The sequence below is a fragment of the Waddliaceae bacterium genome, from assembly GCA_018694295.1.
In the GTDB taxonomy this organism is placed as follows: Bacteria; Chlamydiota; Chlamydiia; order Chlamydiales; family JABHNK01; genus JABHNK01.
The window spans coordinates 98,850-121,012 of sequence record JABHNK010000055.1 but is presented as its reverse complement, the minus strand read 5'-3'; the positions used below and the strand labels follow the sequence as shown (position 1 = coordinate 121,012).

Below are 22,163 nucleotides of genomic sequence, written 5' to 3'. Positions count from 1 at the left end.
ATCATAAGTATAACCGTTACCAAAAGGAAAAGTGTATGTCATCAAAGAAACAACAGATGTCTTTAACACCATACGTTATAGAAGACACCGGGCGCGGTGAGCGTTCGATGGATATTTATTCACGACTTCTTAAAGATAGGATAATATTCCTAGGGACACAGGTCGATGATCAGGTTGCTAATGTCATCGTCGCACAGCTGTTATTCCTTAAGATGGAAGACCCTAAGAAAGATATACACCTGTATATCAACACCCCAGGGGGATACATCTCCGCAGGGATGGCGATATATGACACGCTGCGTTTCTTGGGATGCGATGTCAACACATACTGCATAGGACAGGCAGCGTCGATGGGGGCATTCCTCCTAGCAGCAGGAACTAAAGGCAAACGCTTCGCTCTTCCTAATAGCCGTGTTATGATACACCAGCCGTCGGGAGGCGTTGGTGGAACCTCATCGGATATAGCTTTACAAGCAGAAGAGATAATAAAGACGAAGAAAAAACTTACAGCGATACTAGCAGAATGTACAGGACAGACCGTAGAGAAGATCTCCGAAGACTCCGATAGAGATTACTATATGACCGCCGAAGAAGCCTGCGAATATGGTATTATCGATGAAGTCATCACCGTTGCTAAAGAACTATAACTTATAAAATATCCCATGGCAAAAAAAACGTTTTCTCCTAAAGACACCGCTGGATGCTCGTTCTGTGGCCGCACAGAAGATGCTGTCGACAAGTTAATCTCCGGCCCCGACGTATATATATGTGATAAATGTATCAGATTGTGTATGGGAATAATAGAGAAGAAGACAGAACATTTTGAGTTCAACATCCAGAAGCCTCGAGAAATAAAAAAACGGCTCGATGAGTATATCATAGGACAAGAAAACGCCAAGAAAGCCATATCCGTTGCGGTGTATAACCATTACAAACGCATACGTTCTATGAAGACCGCCGATATTGAGCTGTGCAAGTCCAATGTCATGCTTATAGGCCCTACGGGGTCAGGAAAAACCCTTATCGCTAAAACTCTAGCGAGAATTCTCGACGTCCCTTTTACGATAACAGACGCTACGACGCTTACAGAAGCAGGGTATGTCGGTGAAGATGTAGAAAATATCATCTTACGTCTAGTACAAGCTGCCGACTACGACATCGCTAAAGCTGAACAGGGTATAATATATATCGACGAGATCGATAAAATAGGAAGAACGACGTCTAACGTCTCTATAACACGCGATGTCTCCGGCGAAGGCGTACAACAAGCACTTCTAAAAATAATAGAAGGCACTGTCGCCAATGTCCCTCCAAAAGGAGGACGTAAGCATCCTAATCAGGAATATATCAAGGTAAATACCGAGAATATCCTCTTCATTGTCGGTGGAGCTTTCGTCAACCTCGACAAAGTTATAGCAAAACGCCTTGGAAAAAGCACGATAGGCTTTAAAAAAGATGATAAAAAAGAAATCGACCATACGAAGGTCAGCGAACTTATCGCGCATGTCGAGCCCGAAGACTTCATCTCTTTTGGGATGATACCAGAGTTTATAGGAAGGTTCAACAGCATCGCCAGCTGCTTCGAACTTACAGACGAAGACCTTGTGGAAATACTTACTGGCCCGAAGAACGCCGTAGTAAAACAGTTCATACATATGCTCGATATGGAAGGCGTAAAGCTTCACTTCACCGCTAATGCCCTGAAAAAAATAGCGAATAAAGCCTCGAAAATGGGCACAGGAGCACGAGCCCTCAGGATGATAATAGAGAAGATAATGCTGGACCTTATGTTTGAAGTCCCTTCAGAAGAAGATATTATCGAGATCGTCGTAGACGAGAAAGTCGTAACGTCAAACAAAAAACCATCCATCAAAAGATCTAAGAAAAAAACAGCGTAAAATGCGGCTACGCCGCATTTCAGTGACCAGTGATCAGTTATTCTATTCGCTATACGCTATTCCTATCACACGGACACGGCAGTGCCCCCTCTCTGTGAAACTCTGTGATTCCTCTCTTCTCTCTCTGTGGTAAAAATGGGGCTTGTTACTTTTTATTGCAGGAGCGGCAAAGCATCCTGGGAAACTTTGTGGTAAAAAATCGGTAGCGCGTAACATCAGCTATTCAGCATTGTAAGAAGCTCTCGCCTCACTAATCATTGATCATTGATCATTGATCATTGAGAATTGATCATTGTTTTTTGCTGTTTTCCACGTAATATGAAGTTTACAGGCATCCCAGTGAAAGGATGTGTCTTACGTAGCTGATTGTAGATATATCTCTTATATGATGTTCCCATGAGCTTGGGCTTGTTGACGAAGATAATAAACGTCGGCGGTGTCGACGTCGTCTGTGTCAAATAGTATATCTTTAACCTCTTGCCTTGTATCATAGGAGGCGCCACACGCGCCATAGCAGCAGAGACAATATCGTTGAGCTGGGGAGTGCTGATGCGTGTCTCGGAAGCGGTCTTGACAATATGGATCTCATCGAAAAGCTTATCGAGGTTCCTTCCGTCCAAAGCAGAAATGAAAATAGCAGGACAGTGTTTGAGGAAAGGTATCTCCTCGCGGATGCTACCAAGACAGTGTTCCATCCTAAAACCCTTGACAAGGTCCCACTTGTTAAACAAAAGTATGCATCCCTTCCCTTTCTCTTCGATCATACGGGCGATCTTTTTCTCTTGAGTAGTCATTCCCTGCTGGGCGTCGATCATAAGAGCACAGATGTCGGCGCGCTCGACAGCACGCTCAGTGCGGATGCTGGCAAACTTGTCGACAACTTCATGCTCAGAAGTCTTGCGACGTATCCCCGCAGTGTCGATGAAAACATAGTCGCTGTCTTTATAAGAAAATTCGATGTCGATGCTGTCACGCGTAGTGCCAGCAATAGGACTGACGACACATCGCCTTTCATCAACAAGGGTGTTGATAAGCGTAGACTTCCCAACATTAGGCCTTCCAATGATGGCGACTTTAGTAGCACCACTGTCGTAATGGCCCTCGTTAGAGGACGATAACGGACTAAGAGCACCTTCGAGCATTTCTGCGACGTTTATGCCATGAAGTGCTGAAACACCAACGATATTAGAAATTCCAAGGCCATGAAAATCGTGGATTAGACGTTCCTGGTCGAGAGTGTCGACCTTGTTGACGGCGAGAATAAGAGGCTTGCCGGAACGCTTCAAAATATTCGCGACGTCGACGTCGAGAGTTATAGTTCCTACAGTTCCGTCTACAACAAAAATTATGCTATCAGCCTCTTCGATGGCAATAGAAGCTTGCTGCTTGACCTCTTCGTTGAAAGGAAGAGGGGAGTTTAGAGCAATACCACCAGTATCGATGACTTCAAAGTCTACACCAAAACACTCAGCTTCGGCATAAAGCCTGTCACGAGTGACACCCTCAGATTCGTCGACGATGGCAATACGTTTTTTGCAGATCCTGTTAAATAACGCAGACTTCCCAACATTGGGACGCCCGACAATAGCAACTTTAGGAAGACGTGAAGACATAGGTTCCTTTATTTTTGTGGTATAAAAAAAGAATTATAACGTACAGAGCCTTAAAATGAAAGAAAAATCCTGTTCTTTTCCTATCAGCCATACGCTAGAACTATCCGCTATTTTTAGGCGCTGAAATGTCGACACGCTCACCAGAAATGACACCGTTTTTGTTGAAGATAGCAAACTCGTGATCATTGACGACTTTGTCGACTTTCTTTCCGATCCTTTTTGTGGCGATGATCCACCCAACGATTATTACAATCAGAATTACTGCGACATAAGGCGCTGTTACCGCCAAAGAACCGAAGATCATAAGAAGAACTTGGTGAATTATAGCACCGCCGGATTTCCCCATGCGAGAGCCCACACCGTCGATGGCAGACTTGCTTTTTATCCTAGCGTCTCTATCGAGGGGGATGTAAGTTATTTCTTTAGTGGCATCGAAGACAGTATATTTCGAGGCGCGGCTTAAAATGTTTTGAGCGGATCCTACGAAGGCGACAAGGTAAAGAGGCGTCATCCCAGTAAAAGATATTAAGACGTCGCTGAAATGTCCGCTGAAAAGAAGAGTTCCGAAGAACACTACGCTCGTGACAAGTAAAATTATTGGAGTTATTAGTGCAGTAAACGTCCAGCCACATTTTCTTATAGCATTTCCGGAGATAAGAAGGGCGATAAGAGTGGCGACAATGCCTGTCATTGTCGTTATCTGGTTCATATAAACATTGTAGTCGGCAGGTAAAGGGTATAATAGCTTGATCTGGTGTTTCCAGACGACCTCTACGAGGTTTATGACGACATTATAGGTGACGACGATAACAGCAACGCCTAAAAGATATTTTGAAGAAAGGATATACGCAATATTTTTCCGTAACGACATCTTCGTCTTCTTAGAAGCAGTCTCAGTAACGGCCTTTACATTGCAAAGTTTAGGGTCAGTGAGAACGTGACAGTGCATCCAACGGAATACTACCATAAGCAAAAGGCAGATGATGACGACAACAAAAATAAGAAGCATAAGCGATTGCTCCCAGCTTTCACTGCCGAAATGAAGCCTTGGATTGAAGGATCTCCGTGATAAAAATATCGAAACTTGACCGGAAACTATGCTCGCAACATTCGCTCCTATGGCGAAAAGACCATAGAATCTCTTGGCTTCACAGATCTTGGTGATGTCATTGGCGAAACCCCAGAAAAGTAAAGAAAGAAGTAAAGCCCCCCACAGCTCCGCCATCACATAGAAAGATGTGAAGATCCAGTACCGTATCATGGCAATAAAACCCATGAAACCCTCAGGGAGATTGGCAGTGCAGAATGCCGCAAAACTATGTAAATGTAATAGCTCACGATTAGGATATAACACAGTGCCGAAGAATAAGAAGAAAATCATGAATACCGATATCATGATATAAAAAACGTTCTCCCTACTGAAATGCGTAGAAAGACGCGTGAAAAGAGCAGTAAGAAATATAGCAGCAGGGAACATCGCATACATCTTAATGAATGGTATCGCTTCGGCACCAGAACCCTCGGCCGTGACGATGAGAGTGTCTTTGACGCCCCTCAGAATGTTATAAGCGAAAGATATCAAAAAGAAAAGAATGAGCATAGGAAGAAGCTTCTTAAGCTCGTAACGACGTACGGGCCAAAAAAACGAACGGAGCTTGCCGAACCCTGTGCTCTTACTCGTAGGTTGTGACATGTTTATATACCGATAATATTGGTATAGCAGCTATTGTTTAAAAAAAACAACGCCCGGAAACGAGCGTATCGATCTGAAAACTGTATTTTTTTTGCTTTCATCACCATTATGTTAAAACATAAAAAGAAGGCTCTTAATATAACGTTTTTTTTATTCGTTTGCAAGATAAATATCTCTCCTTGTTAATAAAAAGGAAATGCCCGGAGTGCTTAAAATATTTATTATCATGGGTTTACGAGAGCCTCGACGCAGGGGAGAGTTCTTTTTTCGATATATTCCAAAGCAGCACCGCCACCAGTCGATATATGCGATATCTTCTCGGCGACACCAGCAGTTTTGACGGCAGCGACACAGTCGCCACCTCCTACTATCGTCGTTGCTTCCGATTCTGCTAGGGTATATGCTATAGCTTCCGTTCCTTTTGCAAAAGGCTTCATCTCATAGACTCCTAAAGGACCGTTCCATAATATCGTCTTTGCTGACGAAAGCATCTCAGAGAATGTTTCTATTGTTTTAGGACCTATGTCCATACCCTGATATCCGTCGGGGATGCCGTCTTTAGTGGCGATAATCTGTGTCATAGCATTTTCATCGAAGCTGTCGGCAACGACAATATCATCGGGCAGTATTAATTTTACGCCTTTCTCACGGCACGAAGCGATGATATCGAGAGCTTCCTGGAGGAGATCTTCTTCACAAATAGAGTCTCCGATAGCGATGCCTTGCGCTTTTAAGAAAGTATATGACATGCCACCACCGATTATGATGCCATCGACGTTTTCTATAAGAGAACGTAAGACTCCGAGTTTTGACGACACCTTGGCGCCACCGATAACGGCATAGAATGGACGCTTGGGGTCAGCAAGAGCGTCGCCAAGGAAGGCGATCTCTTTGTCCATAAGAAATCCGCTTACGGCATTGCCGGGGAAATGCTTAGCAATATAAAACGTCGAAGAATGTTTGCGGTGTGCCGTACCGAAAGCATCGTTGACATAAATATCAGCACCGTCGGCGAGAGATTCACTGAAAGAAGAGTCTTCTTCGGGCTTTGTCTCGGCAGCATGGAAACGAAGATTCTCCAATACTAGCACCTCTCCAGGCTTCAAAGACTTCTTCATCGCAGAAACATCTTCACCAATACAGTCGGAAGCAAATAATACAGGAATGCCAAGCAATGTCGATAGACTGTCGACACAAGGCTTAAGAGAAAAAGCTTCATCGCGGACACCCTTAGGTCTTCCGAGGTGACTCATGATGATAGCAGCACCGCCATTATCAAGGACGGCACGTATCGTCGGCAACGCCGCAACGATCCTAGTGTCGTCGACAATGACACCATCGTCGTCGAGAGGGACATTGAAGTCTACACGGATAAGGACCTTCTTCCCCGAAAGCTCACCAATAAGATCTTGTAAAGAATGATTTTTTTTCATAACACCACCACTTAATTCTCCAAAACAAACAATCAGGGATAATGAATAAATGATCAATGATAAACGACTAAACATTTGCTATAACGATGAAAATGGATTAGAAGACTTCTCAAAAGAATTGACGTTTTTACGCTTTTTAAGCTCGCGACGTATAGAATAAAGAAGGTCTTCGTCGAAATTTTGATGCTTGGCCCACAATAGATATTTCTCGGGGATGTCGCGAAATTCGCGGCCTTTGTATTTCCCCAAAGGCATCGTCTTCATCGCAATGGGCCTAGATAAAGCATCGAGGATATCTTCAGTAGTATTATAGCTCTCGACGAGCTTTTTAAAAACTTCAATGTTGACGACCACATCATTCATAGCACGGTGAGCGCCTCTTTCTTCAATAGAAAAATGCTTGCGAAGAAACTCTAAAGAATTCACAGGGCTTTTTCCATATAGACGTGCGAGACGTAAAGTGTCGAGAGATTTATTTTTCTTGAGAGAGCAGGATATACCATGGCGTTTCGCAGCATTGGAGACCATTGCGATGTCATATTCGATGCCATGGCCGACGACGATGCTGTCGCCGATAAACGATAACATCTCAGTAAGGACCTTGTCGATGGTAGGCTTTCCAGCAACCATAGCATCGGTGATGTTGTGGATGGCAATGACTTCTTCTGGGATAGGAACACGAGGATCGATAAGATATTCGACACTGTCGATAATGCCCTCGAAGGTGAAACGTATGGCAGCAAACTCAACGATATGGTCGTTTTCAGTGTCAAGGCCCGTAGACTCGCAGTCGAAACATACGAAAGTGTCTTCTTGTAACAATCCCATTATTTTACCTTTTTTTATTGATCACTGTTCACTGACTCTATTTCTTCATTTAGCGCTTCGTTGATCATGGCGACAAGTTGGTTGTATCCTATGTTCTTAGTAGCAGAATAATGGACATAATGCAAGTTCTCAGCATCGAAAGCCCCAAGAATTTTCTGGGTATTGCGGGATTTCTCGTTGCTCTTGACTTTGTCGACCTTGGTGATGACGATGATTACAGACTTCTCAGCACGAGCAGCCCATTCGAGGAACATGATGTCGTCGTCATTGGGAATGCGGCGGATGTCGATGAGAAAAAGTATGAGCTTCAAAGACTTGCGTTCTTCGAGGTATTCTTTGATCATAGTGCCCCAGTGGCTGCGGACACGATGAGGAACACGAGCATAGCCGTAACCAGGAAGGTCACAACAAATAAAGGTACTGTCGATATTGAAGAAATTCAGAAGCTGTGTCTTCCCAGGCGTAGCAGAGGTCTTCACAAGATACTTGTTCCTGAAAAGATGGTTTAATAACGTAGACTTCCCGACATTAGACCTTCCAGCGATAGCAATCTCCGGAAGCTCGTAGCCCGAAGAGTCGCGGAAGGTAGGATACCCGCTGGGCTTCGTAGCCGATGTCACAAAAGAAATGTTTTTGAAAGCATATTTCGCCATATTATGTTCCCTCGATGGTGATGGTACGCGCACCATCGCCGCTATGGACCATGGTAACGGAGATATAACCCTCAGGAAGAAGGTCTTTTATCTTCTCAGACCATTCTATACAGCAGATGTCTTCGCCGCAATGAAGATATTCGTCGAAACCTTTAGCAAGGAAATCATCACTATTATCAAGGCGATATAAATCGAAATGGTAGATCTTCCTTTCTTCGCCATAGATATTGAGATATACGAAAGTTGGACTGTTGACGTCGTCGTATGAAGATCCCAAAGCTCCAGAAGCAAGGCCTTTGATGAACGTCGTCTTGCCAGCAGCAAGGTCGCCGAAAAAACATACAACACTGCCACCAGGGAGAGCATTCCCTAAGGAATGACCCAACGCGATGGTTTCTTCAGGGGATGTCGTAGTATAGCGTTTCATGGTATTAAGAAGATCTTACTCCTCTTCTTCGTCTTCGTCGACCTCAGCCCACTGTGTGACGTAAGGAACGAACTCATCATGCTCGGCGAGAGCCTCGACAAACTCAGTGATGGCGTCTTCGTCAACGTACTCCTGAAGGATCTCAAGGAAAGACTCTTCAATGTCGAAGCGCTTTTGACTCTGTACATCTTCTAAAGAAATGTCTTTGAGGTAGTTTTTCTTGAAATCGGCAATGACAGCTTTCTTATTATGGAATAACTTGCCACTGACAACAGAAGAATATACCGTCTTTTTTACCGTCTTTACATTGTCGGAAATATAACTCTTGATGAGCTCAGGATCGTCAGAGAAAAGGAACCTCTTGACACGTAACCCGCCAATACGCTCTTTGTTCTCAGGACACTTAGACACCCAGTCGTATATAGCATCTTGAGGGTTGACACTAGTGTTGTCACCGAAAACCTTCCCAGTAAAAGGGCATATATATATCGTCGTCGTCTCGTCATTGACGTCTTCTTGACCATAATGTATCAAGATCTCAGTCTCATGGCATAGTTTGTTCTCGTCGTCCAAAGACTTGATGACAGCGTCGACACTGCGATATATCTTCTTCTCCTTAGGGAAGATGACAGGATGAATGTCGAGCATATCCCCAATGAAGAAAAAATAGTTGCTGAGAAGATCTGGATTTTTCTGAGACTTTAAGTGCTCGATAAAATCTTTCTTTAGCGTTTTAGTAATGACAAACTCTGTCATCGTAGTATAACCTCGTAGTAATAATAAATGATTGGAACTTTAAACTTTAATTATGCTAATGTACATGCTCTAGACATTAATTTCAAGGTGAATCTTTATGAAAACCATGGTAAGCACCATCGCAATATTTTTCAATGACGCTATAATAGCGGCATTCCCTCAGCTTAAAGACAATTTCGATGAAACTATCGTAGAAATAACACCCAATAAACAAGAAAATCGTGGACATTACCAGTGCAACAGCGCTATGCGCCTGACGAAAATACTAAAGAAGAACCCCCGCGATATAGCAGCGGCGATATGCGAAAACGTCGATAAGGGCGATATAATAGAATCACTAGACGTCGCAGGGCCAGGGTTTGTCAATATCACAATAAAAACATCATACCTAACAACGCTAGTACAAAATATCTACGAAGATCCTCGCCTTGGCATAGAAGAACCAGAAAAATCACAGAAGATCGTCATAGACTTCTCCTCGCCAAATACAGCGAAAGAAATGCACGTAGGACACCTCCGCTCGACGATAATAGGAGACTGCTTAGCAAGGCTTTTTGAGTTCCTAGGACACGACGTCCTGCGCCTCAACCATATCGGCGACTGGGGCACGGCTTTCGGCATGCTCATCGCATATATGAAAGAAGAAGTGCCACACGTCCTCGACGGAAGCGAAGACACCGACCTCACACACCTCGTCACATGGTATAAAGCCAGCAAAAAACGTTTCGACGAAGACGAAACCTTTAAAAAGAAGTCACAACAAGAAGTCGTAGCACTGCAAAGCGGTGATGGCAACGCTCTAAAAGCATGGAGCATCATCTGCGAAATATCACGTAACGCATACCAGGAAGTGTACGACATCCTCGACGTGAAGCTTATCGAAAGAGGGGAGTCGTTCTACAACCCAACGCTCGCCGATGTCGTTGCAGACCTCGAAAATAAAGGACTGGTAGAAGTCTCCGGCGGAGCAAAATGTATCTTCCTCGAGGGCTTCGTCAACAGAGAGGGTAATCCGCTGCCACTGATGGTACAGAAATCCGACGGCGGATATAACTACGATACCACCGACATGGCAGCAATACGACAACGCGTCGAAGAAGAACACGCCGACAGAATAATATATGTCACAGACGCCGGACAAGCAACACACTTCAAAATGATTTTCCAGGCAGCAGAAAAAGCACAATATGTCGACACAAAAAAGATACGCCTAGATCACGTGCCTTTCGGACTAGTCCTTGGCCCCGACGGAAAGAAATTCAAAACACGGTCAGGAGAGACAGAACGACTAATAGATCTCCTAACAAACGCAGTACAACGCGCAAAAGAGATCCTTCACGAACGTGACGACGCCATGAGCGAAGAAGATATCACAACCATCGCCGAGGCACTAGGTATCGGTTCCGTGAAATACGCCGACCTGTCATGCCACCGCACCGGCGACTACACCTTCAGCTACGAAAGGATGCTAAAATTCGAAGGCAATACTGCAGCATACCTTATGTATTCGTACGTGCGTATACACGGAATACAAAGAAAAATAAATGTCGATATCACGGCCATCAAAGAAAAAATAAACCTGCAACACCCCTCGGAAATATCCCTCGGACTCCACATCGCCCGATTCAACGAAGCACTAGAATCAATAACACGTGACCTTCTTCCCAACAGATTAACCGACTACCTATACAATCTAGCAGAGAAATTCAACGCCTTCTTCAGGGATTGCAGAGTAGAAGGGACAGCAGAACAAAATCAACGACTCCTCCTATGCGAAACAACTGCACAAATAATGCGACAAGGCCTAAACATCCTAGGCGTCACTACCGTCGAACGTATGTAGTTAAGGGTACTCCGCGTACCCTTAACAATCCCGCGACAAAGGGAAAATTTCCCTTTGTAAACCCGCGGCAAAACGAAGCACTATGATGCGCGCGATGCGTGCGTATCATAGTGCTTCGTTTTGCCTTTGCCGTCTCGACGCTCGAGACGAGCGCCGAGAGAAGAAAACAAAATATCCAAAGTGCGCCTTTTGTTCCTTATGTAAAATGTTCAATGATTGGCTAAAACACCCCAGGTAAAAAAACCATCTTTAGAGAAAATATGAGTTTCAATATGATATTTGTGCAAACGAAAAATGATCTTCTCGTATATACTTTTACACAAAAGATATGAAAGAGGGCATGATATGGTTAAAAGTGATTTATGGCAGCGGCAGCATGACGAATACCAACGTCATGGTGTGCAAGCATGGCAGAAGAATATGGTGCCGTGGTTTCTCACGAGCAACACCCTAATCGCCAGCCATTACGTCAACATCGTCGATACCTTCGTAGAAGAATGTATAAATAACGATATCTTCGACACCACAAAACCACTTACTATCGTAGACCTCGGAGCAGGAGCAGGACGTTTTGCTTTTTTGTTTCTTAAAGAAATACTTCCACGCCTAAAAAAACATAATGTCTCAATACGATATGTTATGACCGACATCTCCGAAGAAAATATGTCGCATGTCGCAAGCCACCCATTGCTAAAGAAATATTTCGACGACGGCACAGCCCACACAGCCTTCTTCAATGGCAACGACGCCGATGGCGCCGCTGAGATTTTGCTCAACGAGTCAAGAGAAAATCTTTCACAAGAAGCACTAGAGAACCCCCTCGTAGCAATAGGAGGGTATTTCTTTGACATCATCGTCAACGATATCTTCATAATACGCGATGGCACACTATACAAACGCAATATACAGTACGCCGACGGTGATCTGTGGCCTGTCGTTTCCGAAAAAATATCATACCACGACGTACCAGCAACGCAACCATATTATAGCGACGGCATCCTCGATAGCATCGTTGAAAAATACAGCACTACCTACGACAATATCGCCTTCGGAATGCCAGTAGGAGCGTGTAATACGATACGACGCCTTAATGCTATGTCGAAAGGACATATGCTTCTCCTCGCCGCAGACCAGGGAATCGTCACCGATGAGCAGATGAAACAATGCAGCGATGTAAAAGTATCATGCCACGGAAGTTTCTCCGTCCCTGTAAACTACAATGCTATCGACAAATATATCACCGCTATCGGCGGAACATTCGTCGCACCAAATTCTCCACACAGCGAATTTGTCTCAACAATGTCCTTGCTGACAGAAGGAAAACCATTCCCAGCAACGGAAAAGGCATACCGCGATACCATCGTCGCTAACGACATATACGACTACTATCTTCGTGGCGATAAAGTATCGTCAATGAATGATATGCTCTCCCTACTAGATGATGGTAATGGCGACACAATGACACTATACCACCTTCTTCAGCGCATAGAACATGCCGCGCCTTCTGCTACTGACGCCGAAAAACAGAGGCTAGCCGACCACATTACCCGCGCAACAGACAACTTTTTTCCTCTCAGCAGCGACGACATGGCTTTCTTCAAAATAATGGAACAATTACTTACTACAATAGGTTTCAATAATAAGACGTTTCCAAGTCTCTCATCGCTATCGATCTAAAGAGATGGAGATCTTGCAAGCTTCGTTGGGGATTTCTTCGACATAGCGTGGGACGGCGAAGCCTGAGAGGCGTTTTTTTAATTCTTCGATGAAGACACATCCACTGTTTTTTGAAACGTAAAAATGTTCGGCGCCTTGTACTTTGTCGAGGTGGTGTAGGTAATATGGGACGATGCCTTCGTCTATGAGGGCGGAAAAAAGATCTTCCAGAATATCTACATTGTCATTGACGCCTTTCAACAGAACGGTTTGTGTGAGGACGGGGATTCCGAGTCTTTGGATTTTTTTTATGGCGGCGAATACGTCGTTGCCTAGCTCGTTGGCGTGGTTTACGTGAAGAACGAACCACAGCCGTTTCGAGCAGTGTTGTAGGATTTCGACGAAGCCTTCGTCGATACGCTCTGGGATGCCGATAGGATATCGCGTATGGAAGCGTATGCGTTTGATATGCGGTATGTCGTTGAGGGAATTGATAAGAGCGTTGAGTTTTTCGTTGCTGAGAGACAGGGGATCGCCGCCGCTGAGGATGACTTCTGTGATGGTATTGTCTTTGGCGATATAGGCGAGCTCTTTTGCGAAAGAAGAAGAGGGGATTTCTGGGGCGTGACGCCTGAAGCAGAACCTACAGTTCATAGCGCAATGTGGCGATGTGAGAAGCAGCACCCTTCCATGGTATTTGTGGAGGAGCTTTTCTGTCTTGTAAAATTCTTTTTCATCTAGGGGGTCTTCAGAAAATCCGGAGGTTTCGAGCAGCTCTTCTTTCAGCGGGACGAATTGTTTAAAGAGAGGGTCGTCAAGAGTTCCTTTTTCCATGGCATCGAGAAGCCGTTTTGGGATGACACAGGGGAAGTCGGGATTAAAAAGAATATGTTTCTTCTTCTCGTCATCGAGACATAGTTTTTTTGCAAGAGCTAGCGTGTCCATTATACCGTTATACCGTCGCAGGCTCTTCTTCTATTACCAGTTCCTGTGGAAGGCCTTTGTCGTCAGTATCGACGCGGGAGATCTCTGCGCCTAAGCCGCCGAGCTTCTCTACGATATTTTCGTAGCCTCTGTCGAGGAAAGGCACGCCTTCTATAGTACTGTCGCCTTCGGCGATGAGCGCTGCCAAGACATATGCGAAACCGGCACGAAGGTCGGGGATGGTGATGTTTTTCCCTATCAGAGGAGTAGGGCCTTTGACGACGAGGCTATGATAGTAATTCTGCTGCGAGTATCGGCACGGCTTACCACCAAGGCATTGCTTGAAGAGCTCGATGTCGGCGCCCATGTTTTTAAGCATATTAGTATATCCGAATCTGTTCTCATAGACAGTCTCATGGATGACGGCAGTGCCTTCGGCCTGGGAAAGAAGTACGACGAACGGTTGCTGCCAGTCGGTCATAAATCCGGGATGTACGTCGGTCTCTATATGTATGTTGCTATTAAGAGCTCCGTTATAGAAAAACTCTATGCCGTCATTCTTGACATCGAAGCCACCACCAACTTCACGGAGTTTGTTGAGGAAAGTTACCATATCGATATGGTTGATGTTCTCGACAAAAACACGGCCCTTCGTCGCTATCGCTGCCATACCGAACGAAGCGGCTTCGATTCTATCGGGGATGACAGTATGTGTTACTTCATAGAAGGTCTTTGTTCCTTGGATGACGATTACTCTATTGGTATCGACGGTGATGATGGCGCCGAGCTTCTGAAGAAATAAGATGAGATCCATAATCTCTGGCTCGACAGCAGCGTTCTGGATGATCGTTGTCCCCTTAGCGCGGATACTCGCTAAGATGGTATTCTCGGTAGCTCCGACGGAAGGGAACGGTAATGTTATCACTGAACCCGTAAGGCCATGATGAGCATGGGCGAAATATGCCCCTTCTTTTTTCATCTCACGGTATTCTATCGTAGCGCCGAGGTCACGAAGAGCTTGAAGGTGGAAGTCTACAGGCCTCTTGCCAATAGGACACCCGCCGACGGTAGGGATGATGATGTCGGCGTCGGTGCGACCAAGAAGAGCTCCTATCATAAGGATAGGAATCCTGTTGGCACCGGAGAATCTCTGCGGGATATATGAAGAGTTTAGCTCTACAGTTTGGACTTCCATGGTGCCAGCATCGCGGTCCCAGGAAACTTCCATGCCAATCTCTTCACACAAAGATACAGTGATCTCTACCTCCTTGATATTGGGGACGTTGTAGAAGACACACTTTTTGTCAGAGATAAGTGAGGCAACAAGAAGTTTTGTTATAGCATTTTTTGCGCCCGCAGCTTTTACGCGTCCGTTTAATGATACGCCGCCAGTGATATGAAGCTTTTCCATGTATACCTTCTTTTGATAAGTTCTTTCTTTATTGTATACCATGTTTTACAATGATATTGTACTAAAAAATATATAACAGAGGTCGCATATGACAATACGTACTGGTATAGGACAAGACAGCCACCGCTTTGTTTCTGAGGAATCATCGAAAACGTGTATCCTAGGAGGTGTTATCTTCGACAATGCCCCAGGAATGCTGGCGAACTCCGACGGCGATGTCGTCCTACACGCTATCTGCAACGCCATAAGCTCTGTTACAGGAATACGTATCCTCGGAACCATCGCCGACGAGCTTCTTGAGAAAGACGGCATCACCGACAGCAGCGTATACCTCCATAAAGCCATAGAAACCCTCGGCGACAAAAAGATCAACCACGTCGCTATAACAATAGAAGCAAAAAAACCCATCATCGGAAAGAGACTCGACGACATGCGCGCCAAAATCGCTGAGATTATGGATATCGATATCACATCAGTCGGCATCACAGCAACAAGTGGCGAAGGCCTCACCGCCTGCGGCCGCGGCGAAGGTATACAGGTCTTCGCTATTATCACCACTAATCAGTGACTAGTGACCAGTTATCAATGTTCAATGAAAAAGCTTAGGATTTTTTCACCACGGAGCCACGGAGTTTACAGAGAAGAAATAGGACGGGTTAGTGGTTTTACCCCTAGAACTCCGAAGGTTTTCTTATGCTTTTTGGGGGTTTTGGGGAGAACCCACCAACAATTTTTCTTCTTTAAACTTTTTTTCTCCGTGCGCTCCGTGCCTCCGTGGTAGAACGTCCTATTTCGAAATTTCGGCCTCCAAAAACAACCTTTGATTTCATATAGCTAAAACTCTTATATATAAAACATCAAATGACGATAGGAGACGTATGTTCTATGGATGATAGAATCGGTAATATTATAAGTTCGCTAGAAGCTAGGGGCCTACAACCAGGGGCAGCGTCAAAAGCAGATCTTGCACATATTGACGCTACTATAGCCACGCTGAAAGATGAAGCTTTTTCTGGCGACGCAGAAGAAATATCATGTGACAAGCTTCTAGAAAGAGTATCTAACATAGAACTCGATGCTGAAGACAGCGAAGGAATGCAGGCTTTAAGAAAAGTCGAAGATATACTCCATTGCCGAAAATTTCTTTCTATAGCAGAAAAACGAGAAATCGAAGGGCAGGAGCCTAGAGAATTCACCGCATATACCGATGAAGAGCTTGCCGAATTGAAACATATCAGCGATGTACGTTTGCGTATAGAAACAGCATATACATTCGCCGAAAAAGGTAGAGCGTCTATCCAAAGACATCTTGAAGAAATACCTATAACTAAGGAAGAAATCAGCCATCGTGATGAAACGGGGAACACTCCCCTTTATATTTTTGCGAGAGATAGCAATATAGAAGCTGTAAAAGCCTTGCTAGAAAAAGGCGCTGACGTTAATAAGGCTAGCGAAAATAATGCTACACCGCTTGATGTCGCTGCTGAACAGGGCAGAATGGATGTAGTAGAGGTTCTGATTCGTAATGGGGCGATAACGACGAAAAAAACACTAAACATTTTAAAGCCTAAGATATCAAAAGAACTTTTATTTATACTTGAAGACACCTCCCTTTTTTCACAAACTCGTTTAATTCCCCGATTATTAAATTACCTTCGTTTGCGGAATCCTGAATTATGGACTAAGGAAGATGAATCAGAAAAAAATAAAATAACAGGGCTGTGCCACGGTCTTACAACACTGTATTGCTATTATCAGTTTCTAGACGAAGAAAACGTTTTTTTTGAGCGCATTAGGATCGCGCTTTCGACAGATTCTGATATGTCACGGTCTTTAGCGGAAACACGCTATGATGATTTAAGCGAAGATGAAAAAGAACTAGAACAGCTATGTAACGATATCCTTTATCTTCAGGCCCCCCTAACAAAGGGAGGACAATCAACCCCAGCAAAAGAGCTTTCTTTTCTTTCAGATAAAACCGAAATCAAAACTCTTTCCTCTCAACTCCATTTCGCAGCAACCTTCCCTGGTGACACCGAAACAGGAGAATTTGAAGGCCTTGTAACAATATTAATTACAATTTTGCTCGCCGATGCCAAGAAACAGAAATTCCTATTTCTTAGTACAGGGGATCATGCTGTAGGAATTTTTTATAAAAATAATGAATGTTTCTTTTATGATTCAAATACTACATATTTTTCACCGGCTTTTGATATAACTCCTCCATACCAGGAACAGGGAATTCGATGGCTTGTTAAAAATCTTGCATTTACCACCTTTGATCAACAGGACCGCATAACATTAGGAATCAATATCATTGCCCAAGAAGATTTGTCTGAAATAAAAGCTAAAGCTAAAGAATTATATAGCGTGACTAATATAGACTTTAAAGAGGACGATAATGGATTTACCCCACTTTGGATTGCCGCTAACAAGGGCGATATAGATTCTGTAAAATTCTTTTTAGATGAATACCCAGCGGCAGTCAATAAACGCGCGAAAGGTGGCGCTACGCCACTTTGGATTGCTGCACAGAATGGTCATATAAAAGTGGTAAACGCTTTACTAGATGCTGGTGCTACAGTTGATGAGGTAAGCGACGATGGTTGCACGCCACTTTACATTGCTGCACAAAAGGGCAATATAGACGTTGTGAAGTCCTTGCTAGATGCAGGAGCTACGATTGACAAGCCTGGGAAAAGTGGAGCTACACCTCTTTATATTGCTGCAGAAAATGGTCATATAGCTGTTGTAAAAGCTTTGATAAAAAATTCTGTTGAAAAAGGTATCGATATTAATAAGCCCAACAAAAAGGGTGTAACGCCTCTGTATATTGCTGCACAGAATGGTCATATAGCCGTTGTAAAAGCCTTGATAGAAAATTTTGTTGAAAAAGGTAACGATATTAATAAGTCCGACAAAAAGGGTAAAACGCCTCTTTATATTGCTGCACAAGAGGGTAATATAGACGTTGTGAAGACCTTGCTAGATGCAGGATCTACGATTGACAAGCCTGAGAAAAGTGGAGCTACACCTCTTTATATTGCTGCACAGAATGGTCATATAGAGGTTGTGGAGGCCTTGCTAGATGCAGATGCTATTGTTGATCAGGTAGCAGATAATGGCCGCACGCCATTTTACGCTGCTGCACAAAATGGTCATGTAGACGTTATAGAGGCCTTGCTAAAAAAAGGAGCTACGATTGATCAAGCAAATGAAGAAGGCGTTACACCATTTTTTATTGCTGTGCTAAACAATCATATAGATGTTGTAAAAGTCTTGTTAGGAAAAGGAGCCAATGTTAATGGAAAATTAAAGGATGGCTCTACATTTCTTTGGGCTTCTGCAGCAATAGGCAATATAGCTAGTGTAAAAGTTTTGCTCGAAGCCGGCGCCACGGTTGATATGGCTAGGGAAGACGGTACTACCCCTCTTTTTATTGCTGCACAGAATGATCATATAGACGTCGTAAGAGCTTTGATAAAAGCTTCTATTGAAAAGGCCATCGATATTAATAAGCCAATAAAAAATGGAATTACGCCACTTTATGCTGCTGCAAAGAATGGTCATGTAGACGTTGTGGAGGCCTTACTAGAGGCAGGCGCTAAACCTGATCAGGCTGATGATAATGGCGTTACTCCGCTTTATATTGCCGCACAAAACGGTCGTGCAAAAGCAGTAAGAGCCTTGCTTGATAATGGGGCAGAATTTGATAGGGCTGCTGATAATAGCGTCACTCCGCTTGCTATTGCCGCAGTGAATGGCCACGTAGAAGTTATAGAAGTGTTGTTTGCTCATGGTAAACCTAATATTAATGACCCACAGAGAGGTGGTTTTACATTGCTTGCTATTGCCGCACAAAACGGTCGTGCAAAAGCAGTAAGAGCCTTGCTTGCTAAAGGGGCAGATATTGAACAGGCTACTGATGATGGTGCCACACCGCTTTATATTGCCGCACAAAGTGGTCATATAGCAACAGTAGAAGCTCTTGTTACTGCAGGTGCTAAGATAGACCAGCTCAATAAGAAGGGGTTTCCACCACTTTATGCTGCAGCATATGGAAAACATGAAAAGGTGGTAAAAGCTTTACTCGAAGCAGGTGCCACGGTTGATCAGGCAAATGAAGAAGGCTTTACGCCATTTTTTATTGCTGTGATAAACAATCATATAGATGTTGTAAAAGTCTTGTTAGAAAAAGGAGCCAATGTTAATGGGAAATTAAAGGATGGCTCTACATTTCTTTGGGCTTTTGCAGCGAGAGGTAGTATAGCCAATGTAGAAGTTTTACTCGAAGCAGGCGCCACTGTTGATATGGCTATGGAAGATGGCACTACCCCGCTTTATATTGCTGCACAGAATGGTCATATAGATGTTGTAAGAGCTTTGATAAAAAAGTCTATTGAAAAGGGCATCGATATTAATACGCCCAACAAAAATGGTATTACGCCCCTTGCTATTGCTTCAAACAATGGTCATACAGCCACTGTGGAGGCCTTATTAGATGCAGACGCCATGGTTGATCAGGCAAATGAAGATGGCCTTACACCACTTCTTGTTGCTGTTCTAAACAATCATATAGCCGTCGTAAGAGCCCTAATCATAGCGAAAGCTGATGTTAATAAAGCCAGCGTCGATGGTTACACACCCCTTGCTGTTGCTTTAAAAAATGGTCATACAGAAGTAGCCGATCTCTTGCGCGCAGCGGGAGCGAAAGAATAGCGTATAGGAATAGCGTATAGCAAAATCAATGCTCATTGAAAAAGCTTCGGATTCCTATCTCCAAAAACAACCTTTGATTTCATATAGCTAAAACTCTTATATATAAAATATCATATGACGATAGAAGGAAAATATCTTATGGATGATGCAATCGGTAATATTATATCTTCACTGGAAGCTAGGAGTCTACAACAAGGGGCAGCGTCAAAAGCAGACCTTGCACCTATTGACGCTACTATAGCAACGCTGAAAGCTCAAGCTCTTTCTGACAGCGTCGAAGAAATATCATGTGACAATCTTCTAGAAAGAGTATTTAACATAAAACTCGATGATGAAGACTGTGAAGGAATAAAAGCCTTAAGAAAAGTCGAAGATATGCTCCATTGCCGAAAATTTCTTGCTCTGGCAGAAAAACGAAAAGCTGAAGAGGAAGAGATAGAGTTTCTTATATATGATGATGAAATAAAAACTGAGCTGAAACATATCAGCGATGTTGTTTTGCGCATAAAGATGGCGTGTGAGTTCTTTGCAAAAGAAAGAGATGCTGGAACTATTGATGAAGAATCGTTGAAGGACATTCTTGACGTTATACCTATGGATTACAAGGAAGTTAATAGTGTTGATGAAGAAGGAAATACACCGTTGTATGTTTTTGTTAGCGAAGGCAATAAAAATGTCGTAGAAAATTTGCTTACGTATGGTGCAAAAGTTGACATTCCTAACAAAGATGACGAGATGCCGCTTACTGTCGCGATAAGAAATAAACGAGTCGATATAATCAAATTGTTGCTTTTTGAAGGAACTGAGCTAGCAGTATCAGAAGATGAATTAAAGATATTGAAAAATATTTTACCTTTCGACCTTTTTGAAAATTTTTTCGGTCGTGAGCTTATCTCTCAAAATCTTTTAATCCCTGTTCTGCTTCATTATATTCGTTTGCGCAGAGATGTAGCGCCGGAAAAGGAAATTGAAGTAAAAGGAGTATGTTACGGCCTTACTTTGTTGTACGGCTATTATCAGTTTTTAGACGAAGAAGATGCTTTTTGGAAACGTATTTCGGGGGCGATTTCAACAGATCCTGAAAGCTCACGACCTTTGGCAGGAATGCGCCATGATATGTTAACTAAAAGGGAAAAAGAATTGGAGCGTTTATGTAATGATGTGTTTTATCTTCAACTTCCGTTAACAGAAGAAAGGCAGACACGTCCGATAGAAACGCTATCTTTTCTTTCGGATAGGCAAGAAATCCGTTCCCTTTCGTCGCAGCTGTATTTTGCGGCGACATTTCCTAAAAATGCCAAGACGAAAGAATACGAGGGCCTTGTAAAGACATTGGATACAATTTTATCTGTCGATGTTGAAAAACCGAAATTTTTGGAGATTTCTACAGGCGAACATGCTGTAGGCATTTTTTGCAGAGAGGGAAAATGCTTTTTCTATGATCCTAATAGTTGCTATCGTCAGCGGCCCATTAATATATCAGAATCCAATAGGGAGAGCGGTGTTAGAGCCCTTGTTAAACGGCTTGCTGCAGAGACCTTTCCAGAGCAGGATCGCATAACGTTGGGAATGGAAGTCATCGCTCAAGAAGATATGCCTATAATAAAAGCCGAGGCCGCAAAATTGTATCATGAAGCTGATATTGAACTTAATGATAGCTCTGATCACACCTCTCCAATTAGTATTGCTAAACAAAACAATAGGCTAGACGTTGTAAGGAAGTTGGTGGTCGCAGGGGCTAAGATACAAGATGAAGATAGACAATATGTTTTTGATACTGCTATGAAAAATGGTGACATAGAACTTTTTGATGCTTTGCTTAGTTTACAAGACAACAGAGAAGATGTTTTCAGCGACCCTTTTCTTTCGAAGCCTCTTACTTGGGCAGTGGAAACAGGGCATCTAGGCATGGTTGAGCATTTAATACAAAAAGGTTTTGATGTTAACGAAAAATTTATGGGCGAAACACCTCTTGACACTGCTGTGAGGAAAGGCGACGAGATAATGGTGAAAGCTTTGTTGGACGCCGGGGCGAAAGCAGACCCTCCTGAAACGGAGGCTACTACTCCTCTCTTTTTTGCTGTTGCAAATGGTCATATGAAAATAGTATCGGATTTATTAGCAAAAGGTGCCGATGTTAATAGAACTGTTTTTGGCAGGACGATTCTTGCATTGGCTTTGTCAAAAGGTCACACAGAAATCGCCGATCTCTTACGCGCAGCAGGAGCGAAATCAGTGACCAGTGATCAGTGACCAGTTATCAATGCGCAATGAAAAAGCTCCGAACCCCGAACTCCGAACTCTGAACT

The 22,163-nt window shown here is 43.6% G+C and carries 16 protein-coding genes; 7 read left to right on the top strand and 9 right to left on the bottom strand.

Annotation, left to right across the window (positions count from 1 at the left end):
* Nucleotides 1–56 precede the first annotated feature (56 nt).
* Nucleotides 57–647: an ATP-dependent Clp protease proteolytic subunit gene (locus HN980_06185; protein ID MBT6929060.1), complete on the top strand. Its 591-nt coding sequence runs from the start codon at nucleotides 57–59 to the stop codon at nucleotides 645–647.
* 15 nt (nucleotides 648–662) lie between these two features.
* A complete protein-coding gene (gene clpX, locus HN980_06180; GenBank protein ID MBT6929059.1) occupies nucleotides 663–1,898 on the top strand; it encodes an ATP-dependent Clp protease ATP-binding subunit ClpX in 1,236 nt (411 codons plus the stop codon).
* A 275-nt stretch (nucleotides 1,899–2,173) separates the two neighbouring features.
* On the opposite strand, the gene der is transcribed toward clpX, so the two are convergent.
* The 7 genes from der to HN980_06145 all read right to left on the bottom strand — a co-directional run bounded on the left by der (nucleotide 2,174) and on the right by HN980_06145 (nucleotide 9,301).
* Nucleotides 2,174–3,511, bottom strand: a complete 1,338-nt coding sequence (der, locus tag HN980_06175; GenBank protein ID MBT6929058.1) for a ribosome biogenesis GTPase Der — start codon at nucleotides 3,509–3,511, stop codon at nucleotides 2,174–2,176.
* 100 nt (nucleotides 3,512–3,611) lie between these two features.
* The gene (locus tag HN980_06170; protein ID MBT6929057.1) at nucleotides 3,612–5,204 is read right to left on the bottom strand and encodes an NTP/NDP exchange transporter; all 1,593 of its coding nucleotides are present in this window, start codon (nucleotides 5,202–5,204) and stop codon (nucleotides 3,612–3,614) included.
* A gap of 224 nt (nucleotides 5,205–5,428) precedes the next feature.
* Entirely contained in the window at nucleotides 5,429–6,637 is a 1,209-nt protein-coding gene (locus HN980_06165) for a phosphoglycerate kinase (GenBank protein MBT6929056.1), read from the bottom strand.
* A 78-nt stretch (nucleotides 6,638–6,715) separates the two neighbouring features.
* On the bottom strand, nucleotides 6,716–7,465 hold the full coding sequence (locus HN980_06160; GenBank protein MBT6929055.1) for a DNA polymerase III subunit epsilon: 750 nt from the start codon (nucleotides 7,463–7,465) through the stop codon (nucleotides 6,716–6,718).
* Nucleotides 7,466–7,479: 14 nt separating this feature from the next.
* Entirely contained in the window at nucleotides 7,480–8,118 is a 639-nt protein-coding gene (locus tag HN980_06155; GenBank protein ID MBT6929054.1) for a YihA family ribosome biogenesis GTP-binding protein, read from the bottom strand.
* Between the two features lies 1 nt (nucleotide 8,119).
* The gene (tsaE, locus tag HN980_06150; GenBank protein ID MBT6929053.1) at nucleotides 8,120–8,545 is read right to left on the bottom strand and encodes a tRNA (adenosine(37)-N6)-threonylcarbamoyltransferase complex ATPase subunit type 1 TsaE; all 426 of its coding nucleotides are present in this window, start codon (nucleotides 8,543–8,545) and stop codon (nucleotides 8,120–8,122) included.
* A 15-nt stretch (nucleotides 8,546–8,560) separates the two neighbouring features.
* A complete protein-coding gene (locus HN980_06145; GenBank protein ID MBT6929052.1) occupies nucleotides 8,561–9,301 on the bottom strand; it encodes a DUF2709 domain-containing protein in 741 nt (246 codons plus the stop codon).
* Between the two features lie 97 nt (nucleotides 9,302–9,398).
* On the opposite strand from HN980_06145, the gene argS reads away from it, so the two are divergent.
* Both argS and HN980_06135 read left to right on the top strand, forming a co-directional pair.
* On the top strand, nucleotides 9,399–11,144 hold the full coding sequence (argS, locus tag HN980_06140) for an arginine--tRNA ligase (protein MBT6929051.1): 1,746 nt from the start codon (nucleotides 9,399–9,401) through the stop codon (nucleotides 11,142–11,144).
* 345 nt (nucleotides 11,145–11,489) lie between these two features.
* Nucleotides 11,490–12,821 carry a hypothetical protein gene (locus HN980_06135; GenBank protein MBT6929050.1) on the top strand — a complete coding sequence of 444 codons (1,332 nt, stop codon included), beginning with the start codon at nucleotides 11,490–11,492 and terminating at the stop codon, nucleotides 12,819–12,821.
* Here the strand turns inward: HN980_06135 and HN980_06130 are convergent.
* Together HN980_06130 and murA are read right to left on the bottom strand one after the other, a co-directional pair.
* A complete protein-coding gene (locus HN980_06130; protein ID MBT6929049.1) occupies nucleotides 12,810–13,745 on the bottom strand; it encodes a KamA family radical SAM protein in 936 nt (311 codons plus the stop codon). The genes HN980_06135 and HN980_06130 overlap by 12 nt on opposite strands.
* A 7-nt stretch (nucleotides 13,746–13,752) precedes the next feature.
* Nucleotides 13,753–15,135, bottom strand: coding sequence for a UDP-N-acetylglucosamine 1-carboxyvinyltransferase (gene murA / locus HN980_06125; GenBank protein MBT6929048.1), 1,383 nt, complete (start codon nucleotides 15,133–15,135; stop codon nucleotides 13,753–13,755).
* 88 nt (nucleotides 15,136–15,223) lie between these two features.
* On the opposite strand from murA, the gene HN980_06120 reads away from it, so the two are divergent.
* The 3 genes from HN980_06120 (at nucleotide 15,224) to HN980_06110 (ending at nucleotide 22,107) form a co-directional block, all read left to right on the top strand.
* A complete protein-coding gene (locus HN980_06120) occupies nucleotides 15,224–15,703 on the top strand; it encodes a 2-C-methyl-D-erythritol 2,4-cyclodiphosphate synthase (GenBank protein ID MBT6929047.1) in 480 nt (159 codons plus the stop codon).
* Between the two features lie 317 nt (nucleotides 15,704–16,020).
* On the top strand, nucleotides 16,021–19,854 hold the full coding sequence (locus tag HN980_06115) for a hypothetical protein (protein ID MBT6929046.1): 3,834 nt from the start codon (nucleotides 16,021–16,023) through the stop codon (nucleotides 19,852–19,854).
* Between the two features lie 138 nt (nucleotides 19,855–19,992).
* The gene (locus HN980_06110) at nucleotides 19,993–22,107 is read left to right on the top strand and encodes an ankyrin repeat domain-containing protein (protein ID MBT6929045.1); all 2,115 of its coding nucleotides are present in this window, start codon (nucleotides 19,993–19,995) and stop codon (nucleotides 22,105–22,107) included.
* Nucleotides 22,108–22,163 lie beyond the last annotated feature (56 nt).

Excerpts from the sequence above, each read along its gene's own strand:
- HN980_06120 (MBT6929047.1), top strand. The coding sequence starts at position 15,224 with ATGACAATACGTACTGGTATAGGACAAGACAGCCACCGCTTTGTTTCT.
- HN980_06145 (MBT6929052.1), bottom strand. The coding sequence starts at position 9,301 with ATGACAGAGTTTGTCATTACTAAAACGCTAAAGAAAGATTTTATCGAG.
- HN980_06110 (MBT6929045.1), top strand. The coding sequence starts at position 19,993 with ATGGATGATGCAATCGGTAATATTATATCTTCACTGGAAGCTAGGAGT.
- HN980_06135 (MBT6929050.1), top strand. The coding sequence starts at position 11,490 with ATGGTTAAAAGTGATTTATGGCAGCGGCAGCATGACGAATACCAACGT.
- HN980_06130 (MBT6929049.1), bottom strand. The coding sequence starts at position 13,745 with ATGGACACGCTAGCTCTTGCAAAAAAACTATGTCTCGATGACGAGAAG.
- HN980_06185 (MBT6929060.1), top strand. The coding sequence starts at position 57 with ATGTCTTTAACACCATACGTTATAGAAGACACCGGGCGCGGTGAGCGT.
- HN980_06170 (MBT6929057.1), bottom strand. The coding sequence starts at position 5,204 with ATGTCACAACCTACGAGTAAGAGCACAGGGTTCGGCAAGCTCCGTTCG.
- HN980_06160 (MBT6929055.1), bottom strand. The coding sequence starts at position 7,465 with ATGGGATTGTTACAAGAAGACACTTTCGTATGTTTCGACTGCGAGTCT.
- der (MBT6929058.1), bottom strand. The coding sequence starts at position 3,511 with ATGTCTTCACGTCTTCCTAAAGTTGCTATTGTCGGGCGTCCCAATGTT.
- HN980_06115 (MBT6929046.1), top strand. The coding sequence starts at position 16,021 with ATGGATGATAGAATCGGTAATATTATAAGTTCGCTAGAAGCTAGGGGC.
- tsaE (MBT6929053.1), bottom strand. The coding sequence starts at position 8,545 with ATGAAACGCTATACTACGACATCCCCTGAAGAAACCATCGCGTTGGGT.
- argS (MBT6929051.1), top strand. The coding sequence starts at position 9,399 with ATGAAAACCATGGTAAGCACCATCGCAATATTTTTCAATGACGCTATA.
- clpX (MBT6929059.1), top strand. The coding sequence starts at position 663 with ATGGCAAAAAAAACGTTTTCTCCTAAAGACACCGCTGGATGCTCGTTC.
- murA (MBT6929048.1), bottom strand. The coding sequence starts at position 15,135 with ATGGAAAAGCTTCATATCACTGGCGGCGTATCATTAAACGGACGCGTA.
- HN980_06165 (MBT6929056.1), bottom strand. The coding sequence starts at position 6,637 with ATGAAAAAAAATCATTCTTTACAAGATCTTATTGGTGAGCTTTCGGGG.
- HN980_06155 (MBT6929054.1), bottom strand. The coding sequence starts at position 8,118 with ATGGCGAAATATGCTTTCAAAAACATTTCTTTTGTGACATCGGCTACG.